Consider the following 19,595-nt stretch of genomic DNA (forward strand, 5'->3'; position numbering starts at 1 on the left):
TCCCTTTGGAGCGTCAACCGCTCCGCATAGCCCCCCGGCCCTCGAAGACTACTGCGCTGCGACCAGCCTGACCAGCTTGCCGTTCTGCTCGTCGGTGATGGCCCAGACCGATCCGTCGGCGCCGACCGCCACGTCGCGAATGCGTTCTCCCAGGTCCGTCAGCAGGCGCTCTTCGCCCACCACCCGGTCGTTCTGGATGACCAGACGCGCGATATGCTTTTCCTTCAGGCCTGCGACCAGCAGGTTGCCGTCCCAGCCGGGGAACATGGCCCCCTGATAGAAGGTGGCGCCGCCCGGCGCGATGACCGGATCCCAGTAATAGACGGGCTGTTCGGTGCCGTCCTTTTTCGTCGCGCCGCTGTTGATCTGACCGCCAGCATATTCGACGCCGTAGGCCGCATCCGGCCAGCCGTAGTTGGCGCCGGCCTTGTCCAGATTGACCTCGTCGCCGCCGCGCGTGCCATGTTCGATGGTCCAGATGGCGCCTGTTCCCGGCTGAACTGCGACGCCCTGAACGTTGCGGTGTCCCAGGCTCCAGATTTCCGGCAGGGCGCCGGTGCGGCCGACGAAGGGGTTGTCCTGTGGGACCGTGCCGTCGGCGTTGATGCGGATGGTCTTGCCCATGTGCGAGCCTAGATCCTGGGCCTGGGGCCGCATGGGCTTGTCCGAGCGCTCGCCCAGGGTGATGAACAGCTTGCCGTCCGGCGCGAAGGCCAGGGACGATCCGAAATGCTTGTCGCCGTCATAGACGGGCAGGGCGCGGAAGATGACCTGGACGTTTTCGACACGCGATCCGTCGTCCGACAGGCGCCCGCGCGCGACCGAGGTGGCGTTGCCGCCCTCGCGGGGTTCGGCATAGCTCCAATAGATCATGCGATCCTGCGCAAAGCTCGGTCCCACGATCACATCCAGCAGGCCGCCTTGACCGCGCGCATCGACGGCGGGCAGGCCCGCGACCGGTTCGCCGACCTGGCCCTGGGCGGTGATGATGCGCAGACAGCCCGGCTTTTCAGTCACCAGCCAGCGACCGTCGGGCAGGGCCGCCAGACCCCAGGGGTGGACAAGGCCCGAGGCGACCACCGTATGGGTCATGGCCTGTTCGGTCTTGACGCCCGGAGCACGGGTCTGGCCGGCGAAGGCCGGTTGCTGATCGGGATTGTTCGCCGGACGGGTTTCCAGCGGGGCCCCGGCCTGAGGCGCGGCGCCGGCGCTCTCGCTATTTGCGCCACAGGCGGCGGCGAGAACGAGCAGGGATGTCGAGGCGGCGGCGACGATCAGGCGCATGAAGGGCGAACTCCGGCTGGGCTTTTGGCGGTCGTTACGAAACGGCGAGGCCAGCGTTACCGTTCCTGGCTCAGACCGTCTTGCGCTCTATCGCCGCAGGTTCTGGTCCGAGACGACTTGAACCGCGCGCCCGACGGCGATATAGGCACGCCTCTTTCGCGCTGGCCCCGGCCGCGCGCAGGGCCCGGGACTGGGTAGCTCAGATGGTTAGAGCGGTGGATTCATAACCCACAGGTCGGCGGTTCGATCCCGCCTCCAGTCACCATTTCCACTGCGTATGATCGACTTTTGTTGTCGGGTTTGATGGCCCGTCATGAGATCCGGAGCGTGCGAGGTCCCCTAGATCTACGTTCGCCGCGCCTTCACGTCTGAAGTCTGCTCCGGTCGGCGAAGGTTCCGATCGAGATCCACCTTGGCCTTCTGTCCAGTTTCCGCTCTGGGTCCGGAGCATCTTTGAGCGGCAGTCTGCGAAGGGCCGATTAGCATTTAACCGGGCGCCTGGCGGGTGTTTTCCTCTCGCGGAGGTGGTACGCCTTCGGCTTGAGGAGCTTCCTGGATGCGCAGCCTGTTGAAACATTTCGTATTTGCCGCAGCTGTCGTGCTGCTGGGAGGCCAGCCCGCAGTCGCGCGTGAGGATGCGCCGCCCACGTCTGTCGAAGATTGGTCGCTTGAGAAGGTTCAGGTCATCGGAGCGGCCCTTTATCGCCAGGATGCCGCTGCAGCTGTCGCTAGCGACGCACTCACCCAACATTTCCGCAACCGTCTTCCCACGGATCTGATCGGCTGGATCGTGGTCGATGAGGGGGACAACCAGCGAGTCCGCTTTTTGCGCCAGGAGAATGGCCAGCGGCGTGCCGCATGGGATGTGCTGGTCACCAGCGAAGGAGCAGGTCCGGTGGAAGCGGCTGTCGATCCTGTCCTGCCCGCTGATCAACTCGCACGGTTCGACGCGCGCATGACGGCTGCAAATCAGATCGGCGAGCTGCGTTGTGCTCAGCGTTATAATGCTGTCGTCCTCAAAGATCCGGACAGCGAAGATTGGCTGGTCTGGCTGCTTGCCTCCACCACGGATCCCAACAGCCTGATCCTCACCGGCCACTACCGTTTTCGCATCTCAGCGGACGGCCGTTCACTGCTGCGGCGCGACCAGCTATCCGCGACCTGTATCATTTCTGACCGACGTGAGGCCGCCCGCGACGGTCAGTTGAACGCGCTTGTCGTGAGCCACATCGTCTCCCCGTTGCCGGTGGAGACTCATGTCTTTGCATCGCTGTTGTATCGCCTGCCGATCTACGTGGTCACCGTGGGCAACGACACGATCTGGGCCGTCGAAGGGGCGAACATCCGGCGCTCCCATGTGCAGAACTAACAGTTGGAACGGCGACGCAGTTCGGTGTGGTCGGAAGGCCTGCAAGCCCTAAGAACCAGGGTCCAAGTCCGTCAGCGATCGACACCGCTGAACTCCGCTTTGGATCGGATTTGTTCAGGACGGTGTGGATGTCGGCGACCTCCCGCGAAGCCAATCAGGGCGTTTAAACGACGGCAGAGCTTGAAAGATTTATAGGGTTGGAGGACTTGGTGCAGGTTGGATGGTCAGTTCGACCGTGTCCCCGCCTATGCCAGGCAATCGAACTGTCGCGCGTCCCCCCTCGTTGAAGGTGAGCATCGGTCGAGCAACGACGATCCATTGCTCAGCTTCGGGACGAGCAATCGTAGTTTCCAACGTCAGTCGCTGGCCTGCACCTTCTGTCAGACGTGTGTCGATACGATAACGTCCATCGACCTGCGTATAGGCGGCTGAGCCAGGAGACCTGGTCAGAGACGGAGCATCGACGACTTGGCCTGCCTGCGACAAGGCGACGACCACGACGTATTTTGGCGCCTCTGAGTTTTGCGCAAATGCGGGTGCGGACAGCACAGTTGTCCCGATAACCAGGAATGCTACAGACCGCATCTCCAATGTCCTCTGAAAACCAGTGAGTGGTTCCGCTCTGATTCAGATTTAGAGCAAGGCTCGCTGGCTATTTCGGGCCGGCACTGGATGATCGTTCTAACAAAGCCAGTTGCGCGCTGCTGAGCGCTTATCCGGTGCGGAGTTCTGGTCGAGTCACCCCGCGACCGGCAACGCTTGGCTCTTGCGTCGCTGTCAGCAGCCAAGGTGTAAAGACTGACAGCTCAAAGCGGTCCGGGCGGAATGCCAACGATCGAGCGGTCGTACTGAACCGCATCGCGGCTCTGGATTTCACGAAGTTCCTTACGCTTGGCTTCGACCAGAGCGGCATATTGCTGAGGCGTGTAGCAGATGGTCTGCTCAAGCCGGCGTCCGGTGAGAGCTCGCCGTTCGCAGACACGCCGAGGCCGTTCCTGCGCTGTGGTCTGAGCGACAGGTCCAGTCTGAGGCGTTGCGACCTCGCCAGCCGGCGACGTCTGACCAGAAGCCTGAGCGGCGAGAGTAGCGGCGAAGATCAGAGAAACTGGGAACACGGCTGTCTCCTTTTCGGACCAGACAAGCTCCCACGTCTACCCTTCTCTGGCAATCCAAGAGTTTGTCGCGGAAAGACTCAAGGTTGAGGTGAGGTCGGTGCGATCACCACGTCGCCGCTCGAGGCCGGCCGAACCACCGTCTGGCGTTCGATCACCACCGGCTCGGCGGCTCGGGCCTGTGCTACGCGCGCTTGTTGGATCGCCCTGTCTGCTTCCGCCCGGGCCGCCATGGCCTGAGCCTGGGCAAGCGCGATACTGTCGCGAGCCTCGGCCTCGCTGTTTCTCAGGAGGGCGCTTTGCGCGGTGGCTTGGGCGTCGGCGGCTGCGGCTTCGGCCTGGGCCAGGCGAAGCTCCGCTGACGGATCACGATCGGAGGGCCTGGTGAACAACCATAGTGCGACGCCGATTACGATCGCGCCCAGCAGAGCGGCCAACCACCAGCCTGTGGTGCTTTCGCGCTCGACAATGATTGTTTCCTCTACACGCGGGAGCGTGCTGGCGATCGGAATGATCACATTCGGGTCATCTCTGCGAAACTCGTCCATTGCCGTCTCCTCCTCCACTTTCGGAGCCAAACCCCGTGTCGGGTTCTATGGTTCCGCTTGCTCTGGCCTGACTGCAACCTGCGCCGTTGTGTTGCGTTTCCGGTCGAGCTTTCAACCTTGACCGGAGTTTCGTCGTGACGATCCGAACCAAAGCCCTGATGGCGGCCGTCGCCGCAATGACGCTGGGTGCTGCCGCCTGCACCCAGGCCGAGCAGGAAAAGACCGAGGCGCATGCCGAGGCTGCGGCCGACAAGACGGCCGAAGTGGCGTCTCAGGCCGGCGAAGTGATCGAGGGCGGCGCGATGAAGGCGGCCCAGGCGGTCGAGAGCGGCGCCGGCAAGGTCGCCGACAAGCTGGAAAACGAACAGGCGGAAGCGGCGGCCGAGGGCAAGCCCGGCGCGATCAATCCCGCGACCGATCAGCGCGTGCCGGCCAATAACAACTAAGGTCAATCAGGCGGGAGGCGGCGCGCCGCCTTCCGCCAGGATCGCATCGATCAGGGCGCGGGCTTCCGGGCTTGACCAGTCCGCCTCGCCTCTCATGACGGCGCGAATGCGGCCCTGACGATCCAGGACTATGGTCTGCGGCATGGCGCCCTTGCCGGGAAACTCGAACGGCAGCTGGAATTTGGCGTCGCTGTAGAAGGGCAGAGGCGCGTGGTCGGCCAAGAAACGCTTCGCTTCGGCTGCGGCGTCGGGCGTAGCGTCGACGTTGATCGGCAGGACAACCAGATCCTCCTTCGTCTCATAAGCCTTCGCCAGCGCCTGGAGCGTGGGCATCTCCGCCTTGCAGGGCGCGCACCACATCGCCCAGAGATTGACGACCACGACCTTGCCCTGGAAGGCCGAGAAGCGGACGGCCGTGCCGGTGCGGTCGCGGAAGGCGTATTCGGGCGCTGACTTGGCCTCGGCCGGGGTCGACAGGGCGGCCAGGGATCCGACCGCGAAGCGCGCCAGGTCGCTTTTTGGCGCCGCAGCGGCGGTTGTCGTCTGTTCGACTTGCGCCTTCTGACGATGATTGGCGTATAGCGACATCGCCATGCCGCCGGCGCCGGCGATGGTGCTGACGACGACGACCGCGCCGACGACCGCCCAGATCGCCTTTCTTGAGCCGCTCATGACCGAAACACCTTCTTCCGACGCCAATCCATCCGGCGGTTCGACTGCGCCGGTAAAGCCCGCGGGTCAAGACATGTGGGGCGGACGCTTTTCGTCGCGCCCCGCCGAGATCATGCAGGCGATCAACGTCTCCATCGGCGTGGACCAGCGCCTGTGGCGTCAGGATCTGGCCGGATCGCGGGCCCACTGCCGCATGCTGGCCAAGCAGGGCATCATCGCGCAGGCCGATGCGGACGCGATCCTGGGCGGGCTGGACGTCATCCAGTCCGAGATCGAGGCGGGCACCTTCCCCTTCCGCGATCAGTTCGAGGACATCCACATGAATGTGGAGGCGCGCCTCAATGAACTGATCGGCGAGCCGTCCGGCCGGCTGCACACGGCGCGCAGCCGCAACGATCAGGTTGCGGTCGATTTCCGCCTGTGGGTCCGCGACGCCTGCGATCGCTCGGTCGCGCAGTTGAAGGCTCTGCAGGCCGCGCTTCTGACGCGCGCCGAACAGCATGCCGGCGACCTGATGCCCGGCTTCACCCATTTGCAGACCGCCCAGCCCGTGACCCTGGGTCACCATCTGATGGCCTATGTGGAGATGTTTGGCCGCGATGCCGGGCGTTTCGCCGACGCCCGCGCCCGGATGAATGAAAGCCCGCTGGGGGCGGCGGCCCTGGCCGGATCGCCCTTCCCAATCGATCGTCAGGCGACGGCGGCGGATCTGGGTTTCGACCGGCCGATGGCGAACTCGCTGGACGCCGTGTCGGACCGCGACTTCGCGCTGGAAAGCCTGGCGGCCGCCTCGATCACCGCGGGGCATCTGTCGCGCTTGGCCGAGGAGATCGTGGTCTGGATGACGCCGATGTTCGGTTTCGCCAGCCTGCCCGACGACCTGACCACCGGCTCGTCGATCATGCCGCAGAAGCGCAACCCCGACGCCGCCGAACTGGTGCGGGCCAAGACCGGGCGGATCATGGGGTCGCTGGTCGCCCTGTCCACGGTGATGAAGGGCCTGCCGCTGGCCTATTCCAAGGATATGCAGGAGGACAAGCCGCCGGTTTTCGAGGCGTTCGACGCCCTGGACTTGGCCCTGGTCGCCATGACGGCCATGGTTGCAGCCCTGCAACCGAATACCGAGCGGATGGCGCAGGCGGCGGGCGCGGGCTTTTCGACCGCGACGGACCTGGCCGACTGGCTGGTGCGTGAACTGAACCTGCCGTTCCGAAAGGCGCACCACGTGACCGGCGCGGCGGTCAAGCGAGCCGAGGAGTTGGGCGTGGATCTGTCGCAACTGCCGCTGGAAGAAATGCAGAAACTGGAGCCGGGGATCACCGAAGCGGTTTACAAGGTGCTGACCGCCGAGGCTTCGTGCCAAAGTCGCCAAAGCTATGGCGGAACCGCGCCGGAACAGGTCCGTGCGCGCATCGCCGACTGGAGAGACCGCCTGTGAAGAAGACACTCATCCTCGCGGGTGCGCTCGCCCTTCTGACTTCCGCCTGCGGCCGGATGGCCGATCTGGAATCGCCGGTGCGCGAGACCGAGCGTGCGCCGCGCAGCAGCCGTGCGCCGGGCCTGCCCGAGCCGGCGACCATGAACCGTCCGTCCAGCAGCGTGCCGATCGACGGCGGCCCGTCCAACCCGATCGGCGCCGGCGCCGCCCAGAACGACCCGCGGTAAGTTGCACCATTTCGACCTGAAGGACGGCGCCCTCCATGCCGAGGGCGTGCCGCTGGAGCTGATCGCGGACGAGGTCGGCACGCCGGCCTATGTCTATTCCACCGCGACGCTGAAGCGGCATTACGGCCTGCTGCGCGCCGCCGCCGATGCGCATCGGGACGCTCTGGGCGAGGCCCTGATCGCTTTTGCGGTCAAGGCCAACTCCAACCTTTCGGTGTTGGCGACCCTGGCGAAACTGGGGTCCGGCGCGGACACCGTCTCCGAGGGCGAAATCCGCCGGGCTCTTGCGGCCGGCGTGCCGTCCGACCGGATCATCTTCTCCGGCGTCGGCAAGACCGATGTGGAAATGGCCTTCGCCATCAGCGTCGGCGTGCGTCAGATCAACGTCGAATCCGGCGCCGAGCTGGATCGGCTGATCACCGTCGCGGCCATGATGGACGCGTCGCCCGCCATCGCCGTTCGGGTCAATCCGAACGTGGGCGCGGGCGGCCACGCCAAGATCACCACGGGCGGCAAGGGCGACAAGTTCGGCGTGCCGGTCGAGGAGGCGATGAAGCTCTATGCCCGCGCCTCGGCCTCGCCCCATGTCACGCCGGTGGGGCTGGCCTGCCATATCGGCAGCCAGATCACCGACCTTGAGCCGCTGAAGGCCGCCTTCGAGGTCTTGGCGGACATGACGCGCAAACTGCGGGCGCAGGGTCACGCCGTGACCCGGCTGGATCTGGGCGGCGGGCTGGGCGTGCCCTACTCCGGTGGGACCGAGCCGCCGTCGCCGGCCGAATATGTCGCCATGGCCGCGCAGATTCTGAATGGCCTGGACGTCGAGGCGGCGTTCGAGCCGGGCCGGCTGCTGGCCGCCAACGCCGGGGTTTTGCTCAGCCAGGTGATCCAGATCAACGCACGCTCGGACGGACGGCGCTTTCTGGTGCTGGACGCGGCGATGAACGATCTGATGCGGCCCGCCCTGTACGACGCCTTCCACGATATCCAGCCGGTCAATCCGCGCGGGGGCGCGGCGATGGCCTACGACGTGGTCGGCCCGGTGTGCGAGACGGGCGACACCTTCGCGCGGGACCGCGCGCTGCCGCCGCTGGAGGCCGAGGATCTGATCGTCTTCACCGGCGCAGGAGCCTATGGCGCGGTGATGTCGAGCGAATACAACAGCCGGCCCCTGATCCCCGAGGTACTGGTGGATGGCGATCAGTGGGCCGTGATCCGGCCACGCCCGACCTATGAAGAGATGTTGGATCGCGAGCCGTTCGCCGATTGGCTTTGATCGCCGATTCTTCTCGACTGTTATAAAGTAACAAGCTATAGGGCCGATCATGTCTCCCGGTCCCGAACAGTCCGTCATGCTTTCCCTTCTGGGCGGCGGCTTCGTTGCGGCCTTTCTGCATGCGGCCCTGCCGACCCACTGGCTGCCGTTCACCCTGGTTGGGCGGGCGCAAGGCTGGCGACCGTCGCGGATCCTGATGGCGGTGACGGCCGCGGGCCTGGCCCATATCGCCACGACGGCGGTGGTCGGCGGTCTGATCGTGGCGGCGGGTCTGGCGCTGGATCAGTGGATCGAGGGCGTGCTGCCTCACTTGGCGGCGGTGCTGCTGTTCCTGTTCGGCGCCTTCTATCTGGCCCGCGCGACCCTGAAGCGCCCGGCCATGGCCGGCGGGCCTGCGGTCGAGACGCCCGAGCCGGCCGTGTCCGATAAGGCCGCCTTCCTCGGTCTGGTCGCCATGATGGCGGTCTCTCCAGGTGAAGTGCTGCTGCCCATCTATCTGTCGTCGGCCTCGGCGGGCCTTGGCGCCCTGGCGCTGCTGACGGTGGTGTTCGCGGCGGGGACCATCGCCGGCATGGCGGTCTTCACGGCTCTGGCCAGCGCCGGCGCCTCGATCCTGCGGCTGGAGCGATGGGCGCGATACGAGGGCGCGGTGCTGGGCGTGGCCCTGATCGCGCTCGGCCTCGTCGTCGCCATGCATCAACACTGACGCGATATTACATGATAACATTCAATGCGTTATCATGTATCGGCTTGGCTGTTTCGCCAGAGGGCGTATAGGCGACCCATGAACGCCGCGCACGACCACAGCCCCAGCCGCCGCCATGACCACGATCATGCGGATCACGGCCATGGGCATTCCCACAGCCACCACGGACACAATCACGGCCACGGCGCCCATAACCACGGCCCGGTGAACACCGGCGACTGGCGCTACGCCGTCGGCCTGGTGGTCAATCTGGCCTTCGTCGCGTGCGAGTTCGGCGCGGGGCTGATCGCGGACTCGACCGCCCTGCTGGCCGACGCCGGGCATAATCTGTCGGACGTGCTGGGCCTGGCCATGGCGGGCGGCGCGGCCTGGCTGGCGCGACGCGGCGCGCATGGGGCGGCGGGCGGTCGGCGGACCTATGGTTTCGGCAAGGCGACGGTGCTGGCGGCGCTGGGCAATGCGCTGCTGCTGATCTTCGCCTGCGGGGCCATCGCGTTCGAGGCCGTGCGGCGGTTCAACGAGCCCGCCCCGGTCGGGTCGGGCGTCATCATGACGGTCGCCGGCATCGGCTTCGTCATCAACCTGGGCACCGCGCTGCTGTTCATGAAGTCCCAGCACGACCTGAATGCGCGCGGCGCCTATCTGCACATGATGGCCGATGCGGGCGTGTCGCTGGGCGTGGTCCTGGCCGGCGGGCTGATCATGATGACCGGCTGGTCGGTGGTGGATCCGCTGGTCAGCCTCGTGATCGTGGTGGTGATTCTGTGGTCGACCTGGGGCCTGCTGAAGGATTCGGTCAATCTGGCCATGGACGGCGCCCCGACGGGCGTGGACGTGCCGGCTCTGGAACAGGCGCTGGTCGGCCTGCCGGGCGTGCGAGCCGTGCATGATCTGCACGTCTGGGGACTGTCGACGACCGAGACGGCCCTGACCGCCCACCTTGTCCACGACCGCGCCGACACGGCGGCCCTGATCTGCGAGGCCCAGGCCGTGGCGAAGCGCTACGCCATCGGCCACACGACATTGCAGTTGGAGACCGAGCCGCTGCCCGATTGTCCGGGCTGCTGAGCCCTCAGGCCTGTTCAAACGTCACGGGCGCGCCCCAGAACTGAGACACCAGTTCCGACTGCGGCCCGGCCTGGCCGGTGGTCAGGAAGTCGCGACGCCCGCTGTCGCCCAGATCGTATTCGGGGTGCGCCTTGAAATAACGCTCCAGCGCATCCGCCACCGCCGTCGGCTGTTCGATCAGAACGGTGCCGGCCGGCAGAGCCTGGGCGAACAGTTCGGCGACGATCTCATAGTGGGTGCAGCCCAGGATGGCCTTGTCCGGGTGGCGGCCGATGCGGCGACGCAGCGCATCGACGTGGTCGTCGATCACCACCTTCAGCTCCTCCGGCGGCGCGCCCAGTTCGATCAGACCCGCCAGGCCGGGGCAGGGCTCGGAAAAGACGGCGATGTCCTCGCGCCGCTTGTCGATCTCGATTTCATAGACGCGGCTGATGGCCGTGGCGGCGGTGCAGAAGACGCCGGTGATGTCGATGGAGGCGACCTTTTCGCCTTCCTGCGGGCGCTCGGCCTCGAAGCTCCAGGGCTTGCCCGTCGCCGCCTCGATGGTCGGGACGATGATGCCCAGGATGTTGACCGGGCGGCCCAAACGCTCGCGCAGACCCGGCAGCCAGGTCTGTTGCAGGCGGCGAAGCGCAATGGCGCTGGCGGTGTTGCAGGCCAGGACGACGACGGAGGCGCCGGCATCGAACAGACGCTCGCAACCGGTTTTCGTCAGTTCGACGATGTCTTCGCCGCCGCGCCCGCCATAGGGGGCGTGGGCCTGGTCGGCCAGATAGACGAAGTCCCGCTGGGGGAAGCGTCGGGTCAGTTCGCGGTGGACGGTCAGGCCGCCCACGCCGGAGTCGAAAACGCCAATAGCCATGGCCCGGCTTTAGAACAGTGCGACGACGTATCCAACCGGATTGGCGACAAGTTTATGCCCGCGTCAGGTGACGGGGGCGATCCGTGCGCCTAAGTGTATTGCAACCATGATCTTGTTTCGGAGCATTCCATGCATAGACGCCAGCTTCTCATCGCGGGCGGCAGCCTGATGGCCCTGTCGGCCTGCGCTTCCACGGGCTCGACCTCGGGCGGGTCCGCTGCGGCGCCGTCCGCCGCCAGCGTCGCCGAGGAAGCGCGCATCGCCCGCGCCGTCCTGCCCCGCCAGACGCCGCGCGCCGAGCTGCTGCAGGCCTGGACCGGGAAGTATGACGGCGTTCCGCCCTTCGACAAGGTGACGCCGGCCAAGCTGCGCGAAGCCATGCTGGAAGGCATCGAACTGCAACGCGCCGACATCGCCGCCATCGCCAACAACCCCGAGGCCCCGACCTTCGCCAACACAATGGCGGCGCTGGAGCTGGCCGGCGAGCCGCTGGACCGGGCGTCCAACGTCTATGGCGTGATGACCTCCAACATCGGCGGCGAAGCCTATGACGCGGTGGACACCGAGCTGTCGCCGCTGCTGTCCGCGGCTTCCGACGAGATCACCTTCAACGAGAAGCTGTTCCAGCGGGTCAAGGCCGTCGCCGACACCGCAGACGCGGCGGGCCTCAGCGCCCAGCAGAAGCGGCTGGCCGAACGTCGGCGCGACGCCTTCATCCGTTCGGGCGCCAATCTGGACGCGGCCGGCAAGGCCGAACTGGGCCGGATCAACACCGCCCTGTCCAACGCCTTCACCCGCTTCGGCCAGAAGGTCGTCGCCGATGAGAATTCCTGGACGCTGATCCCCAACGAGGCCGGCGTGCGGGGCCTGCCGGACTCCAACAAGGCGGCCGCCGCCAGCGCGGCGCGCAGCCGCAATCTGCAAGGCTGGGCGATCCTGAACACGCGTTCGGCGGTCGATCCCTTCCTGACCTTCGCCGACGACCGGGCCCTGCGCGAGCAGGTCTGGAAGAAGTTCGTCAATCGCGGCGACAACGGCGACGCCAACGACACCAACTCGACCATCGCCGAGATCGTGAAGCTGCGCGACCAACGCGCCAAGCTCTTGGGCTACCGCAACCACGCCGAACTGCGCATGCAGGACACGATGGCCAAGACCCCGGCCAATGCTCAGGCCCTGATGGACCGCGTCTGGGCGCCGGCCAAGGCCCGCGTCGCCGAGGAAGTCGCCGACATGAAGGCGATCGCCGGCTTCGACATCGAGCCGTGGGACTACCTCTACTTCGCCGAGAAGGTGCGTAAGGCCAAGTACGACCTGGATCAGAACCAGCTGAAGCCCTACTTCGAGCTGAACGCGGTCCGCGCCGGCTCCTTCGCCATGGCCGAGCGCCTGTACGGCTTCCAGTTCAAGAAGCTGCCCAAGGGTTCGGTGCCGACCTTCGAGCCGGACGTCGAGGCCTATGAGGTCTATGACAAGAGCCGGGACGGCCGCCTGATCGGTCTGTACTACACCGACGACTACGCCCGTCCGGGCAAGCGTTCGGGCGCCTGGATGACCACCTATCGGTCGTTCTCGCAGCTGGACGGCTCCAAGGTCATACTGGCGTCAAACAACAACAACTTCACCAAGCCGGAGCCGGGCGAGCCCGTCCTGATCTCGCTGGACGACGCCGAGACCCTGTTCCACGAGTTCGGCCACGCCCTGCACTATCTGTCGTCGGTGGTGACCTATCCGTCGTACGGCAATACGCCGCGCGACTTCGTCGAATATCCGTCGCAGGTGCACGAGCACTGGGTGCTGAGCCGCCCGATCCTGGACGGCTATCTGAAGCACTATCAGACGGGCGCGGCCATGCCGGCCGAACTGGTCAACAAGATCGAGGCCGCCGCCACCTTCAACCAGGGCTATGCGACGGTCAGCTATCTGTCCTCGGCCATCGTGGACATGGACCTGCACACGCAGGCTGTGCCGCCGACGGACATCGACGCGTTCGAAAAGGCCAGCCTGGCGCGGATCGGCATGCCCAAGGAGATCGTGATGCGGCACCGCCTGCCGCAGTTCAATCACCTGTTCACGTCGGACGCCTATTCGGCGGGCTACTACAGCTATCTGTGGTCCGAGACGATGGACGCCGACACCTGGGCCTATTTCGAAGAGTCGGGCGACGTGTTCAATCCGGACATCGCGGGCCGCTTCAAGTCGATCATGCTGGCCCCCGGCAACACCACGGACCGCGCCGAAGCCTATCGCGCCTTCCGCGGCCGCGACCCGGACGTGGCGGCCCTGCTGAAGGTCCGGGGCTTCCCTGTTTCTTGATAAAGGGCGCTACCGCGCTTCGCGCTGCTTGAGCGCAATCGCAAATCTGACGGCCGGCGGAGCGATCCGTCGGCCGTTTCGTTTGGCTGAAACCTGCCCTAGAGCAGGTCGAGACCCGCGCAGATCCCGGAACACCGCATGACCGTCGTCGCCTCCTACGTCTATCGCGACGGTCAGCGCGTGCGTGAGGCGCCGCTGACGCCCGAGGGGCTGGCGCTGGAGCCGGGCGAGTTCGTCTGGATCGGCCTTTACGATCCCACGGACACCGAGATCGAGATCCTGGTCGATCGGTTCAAATTGCATCCGCTGGCGGTCGAGGACGCTCTGGCGGCGCACCAGATGCCCAAGGTCGAGGTCTATGGCCACGAACTGTTCGTCGTGGCGCGCACGGCTCTGAAGATCGACGATCGTATCGCCTATGGCGAAACGCACGTCTTCGTCGGCGAAGACCATGTGGTCAGCATCCGTCACGGCTCGGCCCGTGCGCACAATCTGCTTCGAGCGCAGTTGGAAGCGTCGCCCCTGCAACTTAAGAAGGGTCCCGACTTCGTCCTGCACGGCATTCTGGATTTCATCGTCGACGCCTATGCCCCCATCGTCGACGATGTCGAGGACAGTGTTCTGGAGATGGAGCAGCGGACGCTGGACGCCTTCCTGTCGCGCCTAGAAATCCGGCGGCTGTTCACCCTGCGTCGCGAACTGCTGAAGTTCCGTCGCATCCTGGGGCCGATGGAGGAGGTTCTGGGGCGGCTGCAGTCTCTGGACCTGCCCTGTATCGATCCGGACGTGCGGCCCTATTTCCGCGACGTGGGCGACCACGTGCGGCGGGTGAACAGCCGGCTGGGGGGCTTGAACGACATCCTGTCGTCGGTGTTCGAAGTGGCCAATCTGCTGGAGCAGCAGCGTCAGGGTCTGATCACGCGCAAACTCGCAGCCTGGGCCGCCATCCTGGCCGTGCCGACCGCCATCGCCGGCATCTACGGCATGAACTTCGAGCACATGCCCGAGCTGCGCTGGGAATACGGATACTATGCGGTTCTGGGCGTGATCGCAGCCATCTGCGCGGCGCTGTATGTGACGTTCAAACGGACAAAGTGGCTGTAGTCACCCGCTGTTTCGCAATCCCGCCGCCACGCCGTTGATGGCCAGAAGGATGCCCTCGCGAACGCGGGGGTCGTCGTCGCCGGCGCGGCGGCGGCGGATCAATTCGATCTGGACGTGGTTCAGCGGCTCGACATAGGGCATGCGCAGCCGGATCAGCCGGTCCAGCTCGGGCTGGCCGCCCAAAAGGGCGTCATGGCCGGTGATGGCCAGGATAGCGTCGTGGGTGCGCTGCCACTCCTCGCGGATTTCGCCATAGATGCGCGAGGCCAGAGAGGCGTCGGGGACCAGGCTGGCGTAGCGGCGGGCGATGGTCATGTCGGACTTGGCCATGACCATCTCCATGTTCTGGACCAGCGTCTTGAAGAAGGGCCAGGCCTCGGCCATCGCCTTCAGCTCGCCCATGTCCTTGCCCTGCACCGCCGAGCCGAAGCCGAACCAGCCGGGCAGCATGACCCGGCTCTGCGACCAGCTGAATACCCAGGGGATGGCCCGCAGATCCTCGATCCGCGTCGAGGCGGTGCGCGACGACGGGCGCGAGCCGATCTTCAGATCGGCGATCTCGGCGATGGGGGTGGCGGCGCGGTAGTAGTCGACGAAACCGTCGGTCTCATAGACCAGCTTGCGATAGGCGGCCATCGAACGCGCCGACAGGTCCGACAGGGTCGCGCCGTGTTCGGCGGTGAAGGCGTGGTCCGTCCCCTTGCCCAGCGAGGCCAGCATGGCGCCGCAGGTCAGGGCGTCCAGATTGCGAAGCGCGATCTCCGGCTCGCCGTATTTGTTGGCGATGACCTCGCCCTGCTCGGTGGTGCGGATGCGGCCCTGGACCGTGCCTTCGGGCTGGGCCAGGACGCCGGCGAAGGACGAACCACCGCCGCGCCCGACCGTGCCGCCGCGCCCATGGAACAGTTGCAGCTTCAGCCCGTGCTTCTGCGTCACCTCGACCAGGGCGCGCGAGGCCTCGTGCAGCTCCCAGCCCGAGGTCAGGTAGGAGCCGTCCTTGTTCGAATCCGAATAGCCGATCATCACCTCCTGCACCCCGCGCGCCCTGGCGACGGCGAGGGCCGACGGCTCCTGCAACAGCCGCTCCAGTGTCGGGCGCGCGGCGCGAAGGTCTTCGATGGTTTCGAACAGGGGCGCGGCCTGGATGGGGCAGGCGGCCGGGTCTTCGGGCCGGTAGAGACCGACCTCCTTGAGCAGCAGATAGACTTCCAGCAGGTCGGACGCTGCATCCGTCTTGGACACGATATGGGTGCGGATCGCCTGGGGACCGAAGGCGGCAAGCGCGGTTGCCGCCGCCTGAAGGATGGCGCGCTCCTTCAGCGTTTCCGGCTCATAGTCGGCATAGGGGCTGAACAGCAGGCGCGACGAGGCCAGTTCGGCGGCCAGCACCTTCAGCCGGCCCTCTTCGTCCAGCGCCAGATAGTCGGACTGGACGCCGGCGACCTTGAGCAGGTCGGCGACAACGCGCTCATGGACGTCGGCGTTCTGGCGCATGTCCAGGGTCGCCATATGGAAGCCGAACACCTCGACCGCCGTGATCAGGTCGCTGAGCCGGTCGTCGGCGAAGACGCCGCCGTGGTGCGAGACGAGGCTGTCGTGAAGCGTCTTCAGATCGGCCTCGAAGGCGTCAGGCCCGGGATAGGGTTCGGCCTGGACCGCGGGGCGACGCGGCGGCGGGGCGTCGCCCAGCTTCTCGTGCGTGGCGGCCAGGCGGGCATAGATACCGGTCAGGGCGCGGCGATAGGGCTCGTCCGCGCGGTGGGGCGAGGGGTCATGGGCGGCGTCGGCCAGGGCCTGAAGCGCGGGCGACACCTGGGCCAGTTCGGCCGCGAGGCTGAGTTCGGCGCCGAGGGCGTGCACCTCCTCCAGATAGAAGCTCAGCACGGCCCGCGCCTGGGTGCGGAAGGCGGCGGCCATCACCGTGGCGTCCACGTTCGGATTGCCGTCGCGGTCGCCGCCGACCCAGGTGCCGACGCGCATGAAGGGCTTCAGCTCGGGCGCCTCCAGCAACCGCCGCCAAGCCGACAACTGCTTGGGCGCGACGTGCAGGAAGATGCGGTCCAGGAAGGAGACCACGGTGTCGATCTCGTCCTGCACCACCAGGCCCTGGGTACGGACCAGACGCGTGGCCCACAGGATGACGATCTGGCGGCGCAGCGGTTCGGCGATGGCGTCCAGAGTGCAGGCGTCGCCGGCCTTGTCGCAGGCGTCCAACAGGTCGGTGATGGCGGCGATACGGTCGATGACGCTCTTGCGCCGGACCTCCGACGGGTGGGCGGTGAGGACGGGCGAGATCAGCGACTGATCCAGCAGGGCGCGCACGGCCTCGCGATCCACGCCCTGGTCGGCCAGACGCTTCAGCGCGCCTTCCGGCGTGTCGGGCCGGGCGCCGGCCACGGCCTGGCTCTGGGCGCGACGACGGGTCGAGCGGTCCTCGGCGATATTGGCCAGCAGCGAGAACAAGGCGAAGCCGTGCGCCAGACCGGCCGCCTGATCCACCGACATCGCGGTCAGCAGCTTCTCAAGACGCTTGGCGGGGTGCGAGGCCGGGTCGCGGTGATAGGCGATCGAGGCCTGTCGCACCGCCTCGACATGGTCGAACAGGGCCTGACCGCCCTCGTCGCGGATGATGTCGCCCAGAATGCCGCCCAGCAGTCGAACTTCGTCACGCAGGGCGTCGTCGGCGGCGGGGCTCATCATCTGAAATATCCTGGGTCGGCGTGGGGAGGTCGGCATCTGGAAGGGCGAAGTCGCCCGCGTCAACGCACGATCCGTGACAGTCGCCACCAGAAATCACCGCGTCGATCATGGTGAACCGCCCGTTAGGGTTTCTTAACCGACGGCGCGCGATGATGCGGGCGTAGGATTCCAGATCGGTTCCACTCTTGCCCATGTTCGCCAAACGCCAATCCGCACTCGCCGCCACCGCCGGGACCGCCCCGCGCGCCAAGGACGGCCCGAGCCTGAAACCTGTCGTCGACGCCTTGAAGAAGCCGCCGGTCGCGGCGGGTCTGGCGGGCTTGCTGCTGCTCAGCGCCAGCGCCCTGTTCCTGACGGTGCTGGGCGATCCCAAGGCGGGAACGCCCTCGGCCCATGTCGCGCTGGAACGTGACGCGCCCGCACCGCAAGCGCCGGCCCCGACGGGTTTCGAAGCCTTCTCCATGGGCGCGATGGGGCTGTATCAGAATCTGGCGGGCGGCGCCGATCCGGCCGCGGGCGGCGACGCCGTCATCACCCTGCCGGACGGCGGCAGCGTCTCGGGTCAGGGCGCGCCCATCACGGCGCCCGTCCACGCCGCCTCGCCCCTGGCCAAGGCCCCCATCGCCGGCCTGTGGCAGCCCGGATCGAACGGTCCCCTGCCGATGATCGCGCCCGACGGCCGCGTGCCGGCCCAGGCCTATGCCCGACCGTTCCGACCGAACGGCAAGCCGCGCGTGTCGTTGATCGTCGGCGGGCTGGGCCTGAACGCCGTGACCACCCGCGCGGCGATCGAACGCCTGCCGCCGGAGGTCACGCTCAGCTTCGTGCCTTATGCCGACAATCTGCAGGGCTGGATCGACCAGGCGCGCGCGCAGGGTCATGAGGTCATGCTGGAAATGCCGATGGAGCCGACCGGCTATCCCGACAACGACCCCGGACCCTATACGCTGCTTGCCGACGGCGGCACCGACGACGTGACCGCCAAGATGGACTGGCTGCTGAGCCGCGCCACGGGCTATTTCGGCGTGACCAACTATCTGGGCGACCGGTTCGCCGGGTCGGACACCGGTATGAACGCCTTCCTGAGCGTCCTGCGCCAGCGCGGCGTCGCCTTCCTGGACGACGGCTCGTTCCAACGTCGGCCGGGCGCCTGGGCGCGGGCCAGCGCGGACCGCGTCATCGACCGGACCCAGTCGCCCGCCGCCATCGTCGCCGCCCTGAACGGTCTGGAAGCCCAGGCCAAGCTGCGCGGCTCGGCCCTGGGGGCCGGCTTCAGCTATCCGGTGACGGTCGAGGCCGCCGCCCGCTGGACCGCCGGTCTGGAACAGCGCGGCCTGCAACTGGCGCCGGCCTCGTCCATGTCGATGCGGCCGGGGCGCTAGTGTCCGATCTCGACGCCTATCGGCCCAATGTCGGGGTCGTGCTGTTCAACCGCGACGGCCTGGTCTGGTACGGCCAGCGGCACGCTACGTCCGGTCCGCATAACTGGCAGTTTCCGCAAGGCGGCGTCGATGCGGGCGAGGATCTGGAAGCCGCCGCCCGCCGCGAACTGCATGAGGAGACCGGCGTCACCTCGATCGAACTGCTGGCGCGGACGGACGACTGGATCCTGTACGACTTCCCGCCCGAAGCCATGAACAACGCCAAGGCCTGGCGCGGTTTCAAGGGGCAGAAGCAGCAGTGGTTCGCCTTCCGCTTCACCGGCGACGAAGCCGAGATCGATCTGGCGGCCGACGACGAGGTCGAGTTCGACGCCTGGCGCTGGGGGCCGCTGTCGGACGCCTGCGACCTGATCGTGCCGTTCAAACGCCCGGCCTATGAACAGGTCGTCGCCGCGTTCTCGCACCTGGCGGCATAGAAAAAGGGCGGCGCGAACGCCGCCCTTTCATAGTTCGCCTTGAAACGGCTTAGGCCGCTTCGGCCTTCTTCTCGGCCTGGCCTTCGATCAGCGGCTGGCCGGCGCCGATTTCGATACGGCGGGGCTTCAGCGCCTCGGGCAGCTCGCGCTTCAGCGAGATCGAGAGCAGACCGTTGACCAGATTGGCGTCGTTGACGACGACATAGTCGGCCAGCTGGAAGCGGCGCTCGAAATCGCGCTCGGCCAGACCGCGATGCAGGTAGGTCTTCTGCGTCGCCGTATCGTCGTTTGCGGTCTTGCGGCCGGTCACGGTGAGCAGGTTTTCCTTCACCTCGATATTCAGCTCGTCGGGGCTGAAGCCGGCGACGGCGATCTCGATGCGATAGGCGTTCTCGCCCGTGGTCTCGATGTTGTAGGGGGGATAACCCGTGTCCTGGCTGGTCGCGCGCGAGGCGTTTTCCAGCAGATTGGCCAGACGGTCGAAGCCGACGGCCGAGCGGTACAGCGGGGTGAAATCATAAGTACGCATCAGCATCCTCCTGAGGATCAGCAAGGTTGAGCCGCCCGGCGTTTTGGCCCGGACGGTGGGAGATCAGATCGACGACCCGA

18 protein-coding genes and 1 tRNA gene are annotated in these 19,595 nt (G+C 66.6%); 12 read left to right on the forward strand and 7 right to left on the reverse strand.

What is annotated here, in order from left to right; genetic code table 11:
• Window positions 1–48: 48 nt before the first annotated feature.
• Window positions 49–1,284, reverse strand: a complete 1,236-nt coding sequence (locus HF680_RS10440) for a PQQ-dependent sugar dehydrogenase (RefSeq protein ID WP_185225012.1) — start codon at window positions 1,282–1,284, stop codon at window positions 49–51.
• A 188-nt stretch (window positions 1,285–1,472) separates the two neighbouring features.
• Here HF680_RS10440 and HF680_RS10445 point away from each other — a divergent pair.
• Together HF680_RS10445 and HF680_RS10450 are read left to right on the forward strand one after the other, a co-directional pair.
• Window positions 1,473–1,549 (forward strand) — tRNA-Met (locus tag HF680_RS10445).
• 291 nt (window positions 1,550–1,840) lie between these two features.
• The gene (locus HF680_RS10450) at window positions 1,841–2,653 is read left to right on the forward strand and encodes a hypothetical protein (RefSeq protein WP_045809958.1); all 813 of its coding nucleotides are present in this window, start codon (window positions 1,841–1,843) and stop codon (window positions 2,651–2,653) included.
• 806 nt (window positions 2,654–3,459) lie between these two features.
• On the opposite strand, the gene HF680_RS10455 is transcribed toward HF680_RS10450, so the two are convergent.
• Both HF680_RS10455 and HF680_RS10460 read right to left on the reverse strand, forming a co-directional pair.
• The gene (locus HF680_RS10455) at window positions 3,460–3,768 is read right to left on the reverse strand and encodes a hypothetical protein (RefSeq protein WP_156146733.1); all 309 of its coding nucleotides are present in this window, start codon (window positions 3,766–3,768) and stop codon (window positions 3,460–3,462) included.
• Between the two features lie 77 nt (window positions 3,769–3,845).
• Window positions 3,846–4,313: a hypothetical protein gene (locus tag HF680_RS10460; RefSeq protein ID WP_185225013.1), complete on the reverse strand. Its 468-nt coding sequence runs from the start codon at window positions 4,311–4,313 to the stop codon at window positions 3,846–3,848.
• Between the two features lie 134 nt (window positions 4,314–4,447).
• Between HF680_RS10460 and HF680_RS10465 the strand changes: the two genes are divergently transcribed.
• Complete coding sequence (locus HF680_RS10465; protein ID WP_045809956.1) at window positions 4,448–4,759, forward strand: hypothetical protein; 312 nt, start codon at window positions 4,448–4,450, stop codon at window positions 4,757–4,759.
• Between the two features lie 6 nt (window positions 4,760–4,765).
• On the opposite strand, the gene HF680_RS10470 is transcribed toward HF680_RS10465, so the two are convergent.
• Window positions 4,766–5,431 carry a TlpA family protein disulfide reductase gene (locus HF680_RS10470; protein ID WP_045809955.1) on the reverse strand — a complete coding sequence of 222 codons (666 nt, stop codon included), beginning with the start codon at window positions 5,429–5,431 and terminating at the stop codon, window positions 4,766–4,768.
• On the opposite strand from HF680_RS10470, the gene argH reads away from it, so the two are divergent.
• From argH to HF680_RS10495, 5 genes are all read left to right on the forward strand, one after another.
• A complete protein-coding gene (gene argH, locus HF680_RS10475) occupies window positions 5,430–6,869 on the forward strand; it encodes an argininosuccinate lyase (RefSeq protein ID WP_369796249.1) in 1,440 nt (479 codons plus the stop codon). The two genes, HF680_RS10470 and argH, sit on opposite strands and share 2 nt — an antisense overlap.
• Complete coding sequence (locus HF680_RS10480; RefSeq protein ID WP_045809953.1) at window positions 6,866–7,096, forward strand: hypothetical protein; 231 nt, start codon at window positions 6,866–6,868, stop codon at window positions 7,094–7,096. The genes argH and HF680_RS10480 overlap by 4 nt, the downstream gene beginning before the upstream one ends.
• A 1-nt stretch (window position 7,097) precedes the next feature.
• Window positions 7,098–8,372 (forward strand): diaminopimelate decarboxylase, encoded by a 1,275-nt coding sequence (gene lysA / locus HF680_RS10485; RefSeq protein ID WP_045809952.1) that lies wholly within the window; start codon window positions 7,098–7,100, stop codon window positions 8,370–8,372.
• A 76-nt stretch (window positions 8,373–8,448) separates the two neighbouring features.
• A complete protein-coding gene (locus tag HF680_RS10490) occupies window positions 8,449–9,078 on the forward strand; it encodes a hypothetical protein (RefSeq protein ID WP_038293781.1) in 630 nt (209 codons plus the stop codon).
• A 78-nt stretch (window positions 9,079–9,156) separates the two neighbouring features.
• The gene (locus HF680_RS10495; protein WP_185225014.1) at window positions 9,157–10,146 is read left to right on the forward strand and encodes a cation diffusion facilitator family transporter; all 990 of its coding nucleotides are present in this window, start codon (window positions 9,157–9,159) and stop codon (window positions 10,144–10,146) included.
• 4 nt (window positions 10,147–10,150) lie between these two features.
• Here the strand turns inward: HF680_RS10495 and HF680_RS10500 are convergent, their stop codons facing one another.
• Complete coding sequence (locus tag HF680_RS10500) at window positions 10,151–11,008, reverse strand: glutamate racemase (RefSeq protein ID WP_045809950.1); 858 nt, start codon at window positions 11,006–11,008, stop codon at window positions 10,151–10,153.
• Window positions 11,009–11,137: 129 nt separating this feature from the next.
• Here HF680_RS10500 and HF680_RS10505 point away from each other — a divergent pair, with 129 nt between their 5' ends.
• Both HF680_RS10505 and HF680_RS10510 read left to right on the forward strand, forming a co-directional pair.
• A complete protein-coding gene (locus HF680_RS10505) occupies window positions 11,138–13,324 on the forward strand; it encodes a M3 family metallopeptidase (protein WP_185225015.1) in 2,187 nt (728 codons plus the stop codon).
• Between the two features lie 138 nt (window positions 13,325–13,462).
• Complete coding sequence (locus HF680_RS10510) at window positions 13,463–14,428, forward strand: magnesium and cobalt transport protein CorA (protein WP_185225016.1); 966 nt, start codon at window positions 13,463–13,465, stop codon at window positions 14,426–14,428.
• On the opposite strand, the gene ppc is transcribed toward HF680_RS10510, so the two are convergent.
• Window positions 14,429–17,128, reverse strand: a complete 2,700-nt coding sequence (ppc, locus tag HF680_RS10515; RefSeq protein ID WP_185225017.1) for a phosphoenolpyruvate carboxylase — start codon at window positions 17,126–17,128, stop codon at window positions 14,429–14,431. It lies immediately after the preceding gene.
• 191 nt (window positions 17,129–17,319) lie between these two features.
• Here ppc and HF680_RS10520 point away from each other — a divergent pair, with 191 nt between their 5' ends.
• Together HF680_RS10520 and HF680_RS10525 are read left to right on the forward strand one after the other, a co-directional pair.
• Complete coding sequence (locus tag HF680_RS10520) at window positions 17,320–18,510, forward strand: divergent polysaccharide deacetylase family protein (RefSeq protein WP_185225018.1); 1,191 nt, start codon at window positions 17,320–17,322, stop codon at window positions 18,508–18,510.
• Complete coding sequence (locus tag HF680_RS10525) at window positions 18,510–18,986, forward strand: RNA pyrophosphohydrolase (protein WP_045809945.1); 477 nt, start codon at window positions 18,510–18,512, stop codon at window positions 18,984–18,986. The genes HF680_RS10520 and HF680_RS10525 overlap by 1 nt, the downstream gene beginning before the upstream one ends.
• A 49-nt stretch (window positions 18,987–19,035) precedes the next feature.
• Here the strand turns inward: HF680_RS10525 and HF680_RS10530 are convergent, their stop codons facing one another.
• Window positions 19,036–19,515, reverse strand: a complete 480-nt coding sequence (locus HF680_RS10530) for an Hsp20 family protein (RefSeq protein ID WP_026108379.1) — start codon at window positions 19,513–19,515, stop codon at window positions 19,036–19,038.
• Between the last annotated feature and the right edge of the window lie 80 nt (window positions 19,516–19,595).

Origin of the sequence: Brevundimonas huaxiensis (assembly GCF_014218725.1) — a bacterium.
In the GTDB taxonomy this organism is placed as follows: domain Bacteria; phylum Pseudomonadota; class Alphaproteobacteria; order Caulobacterales; family Caulobacteraceae; genus Brevundimonas; species Brevundimonas huaxiensis.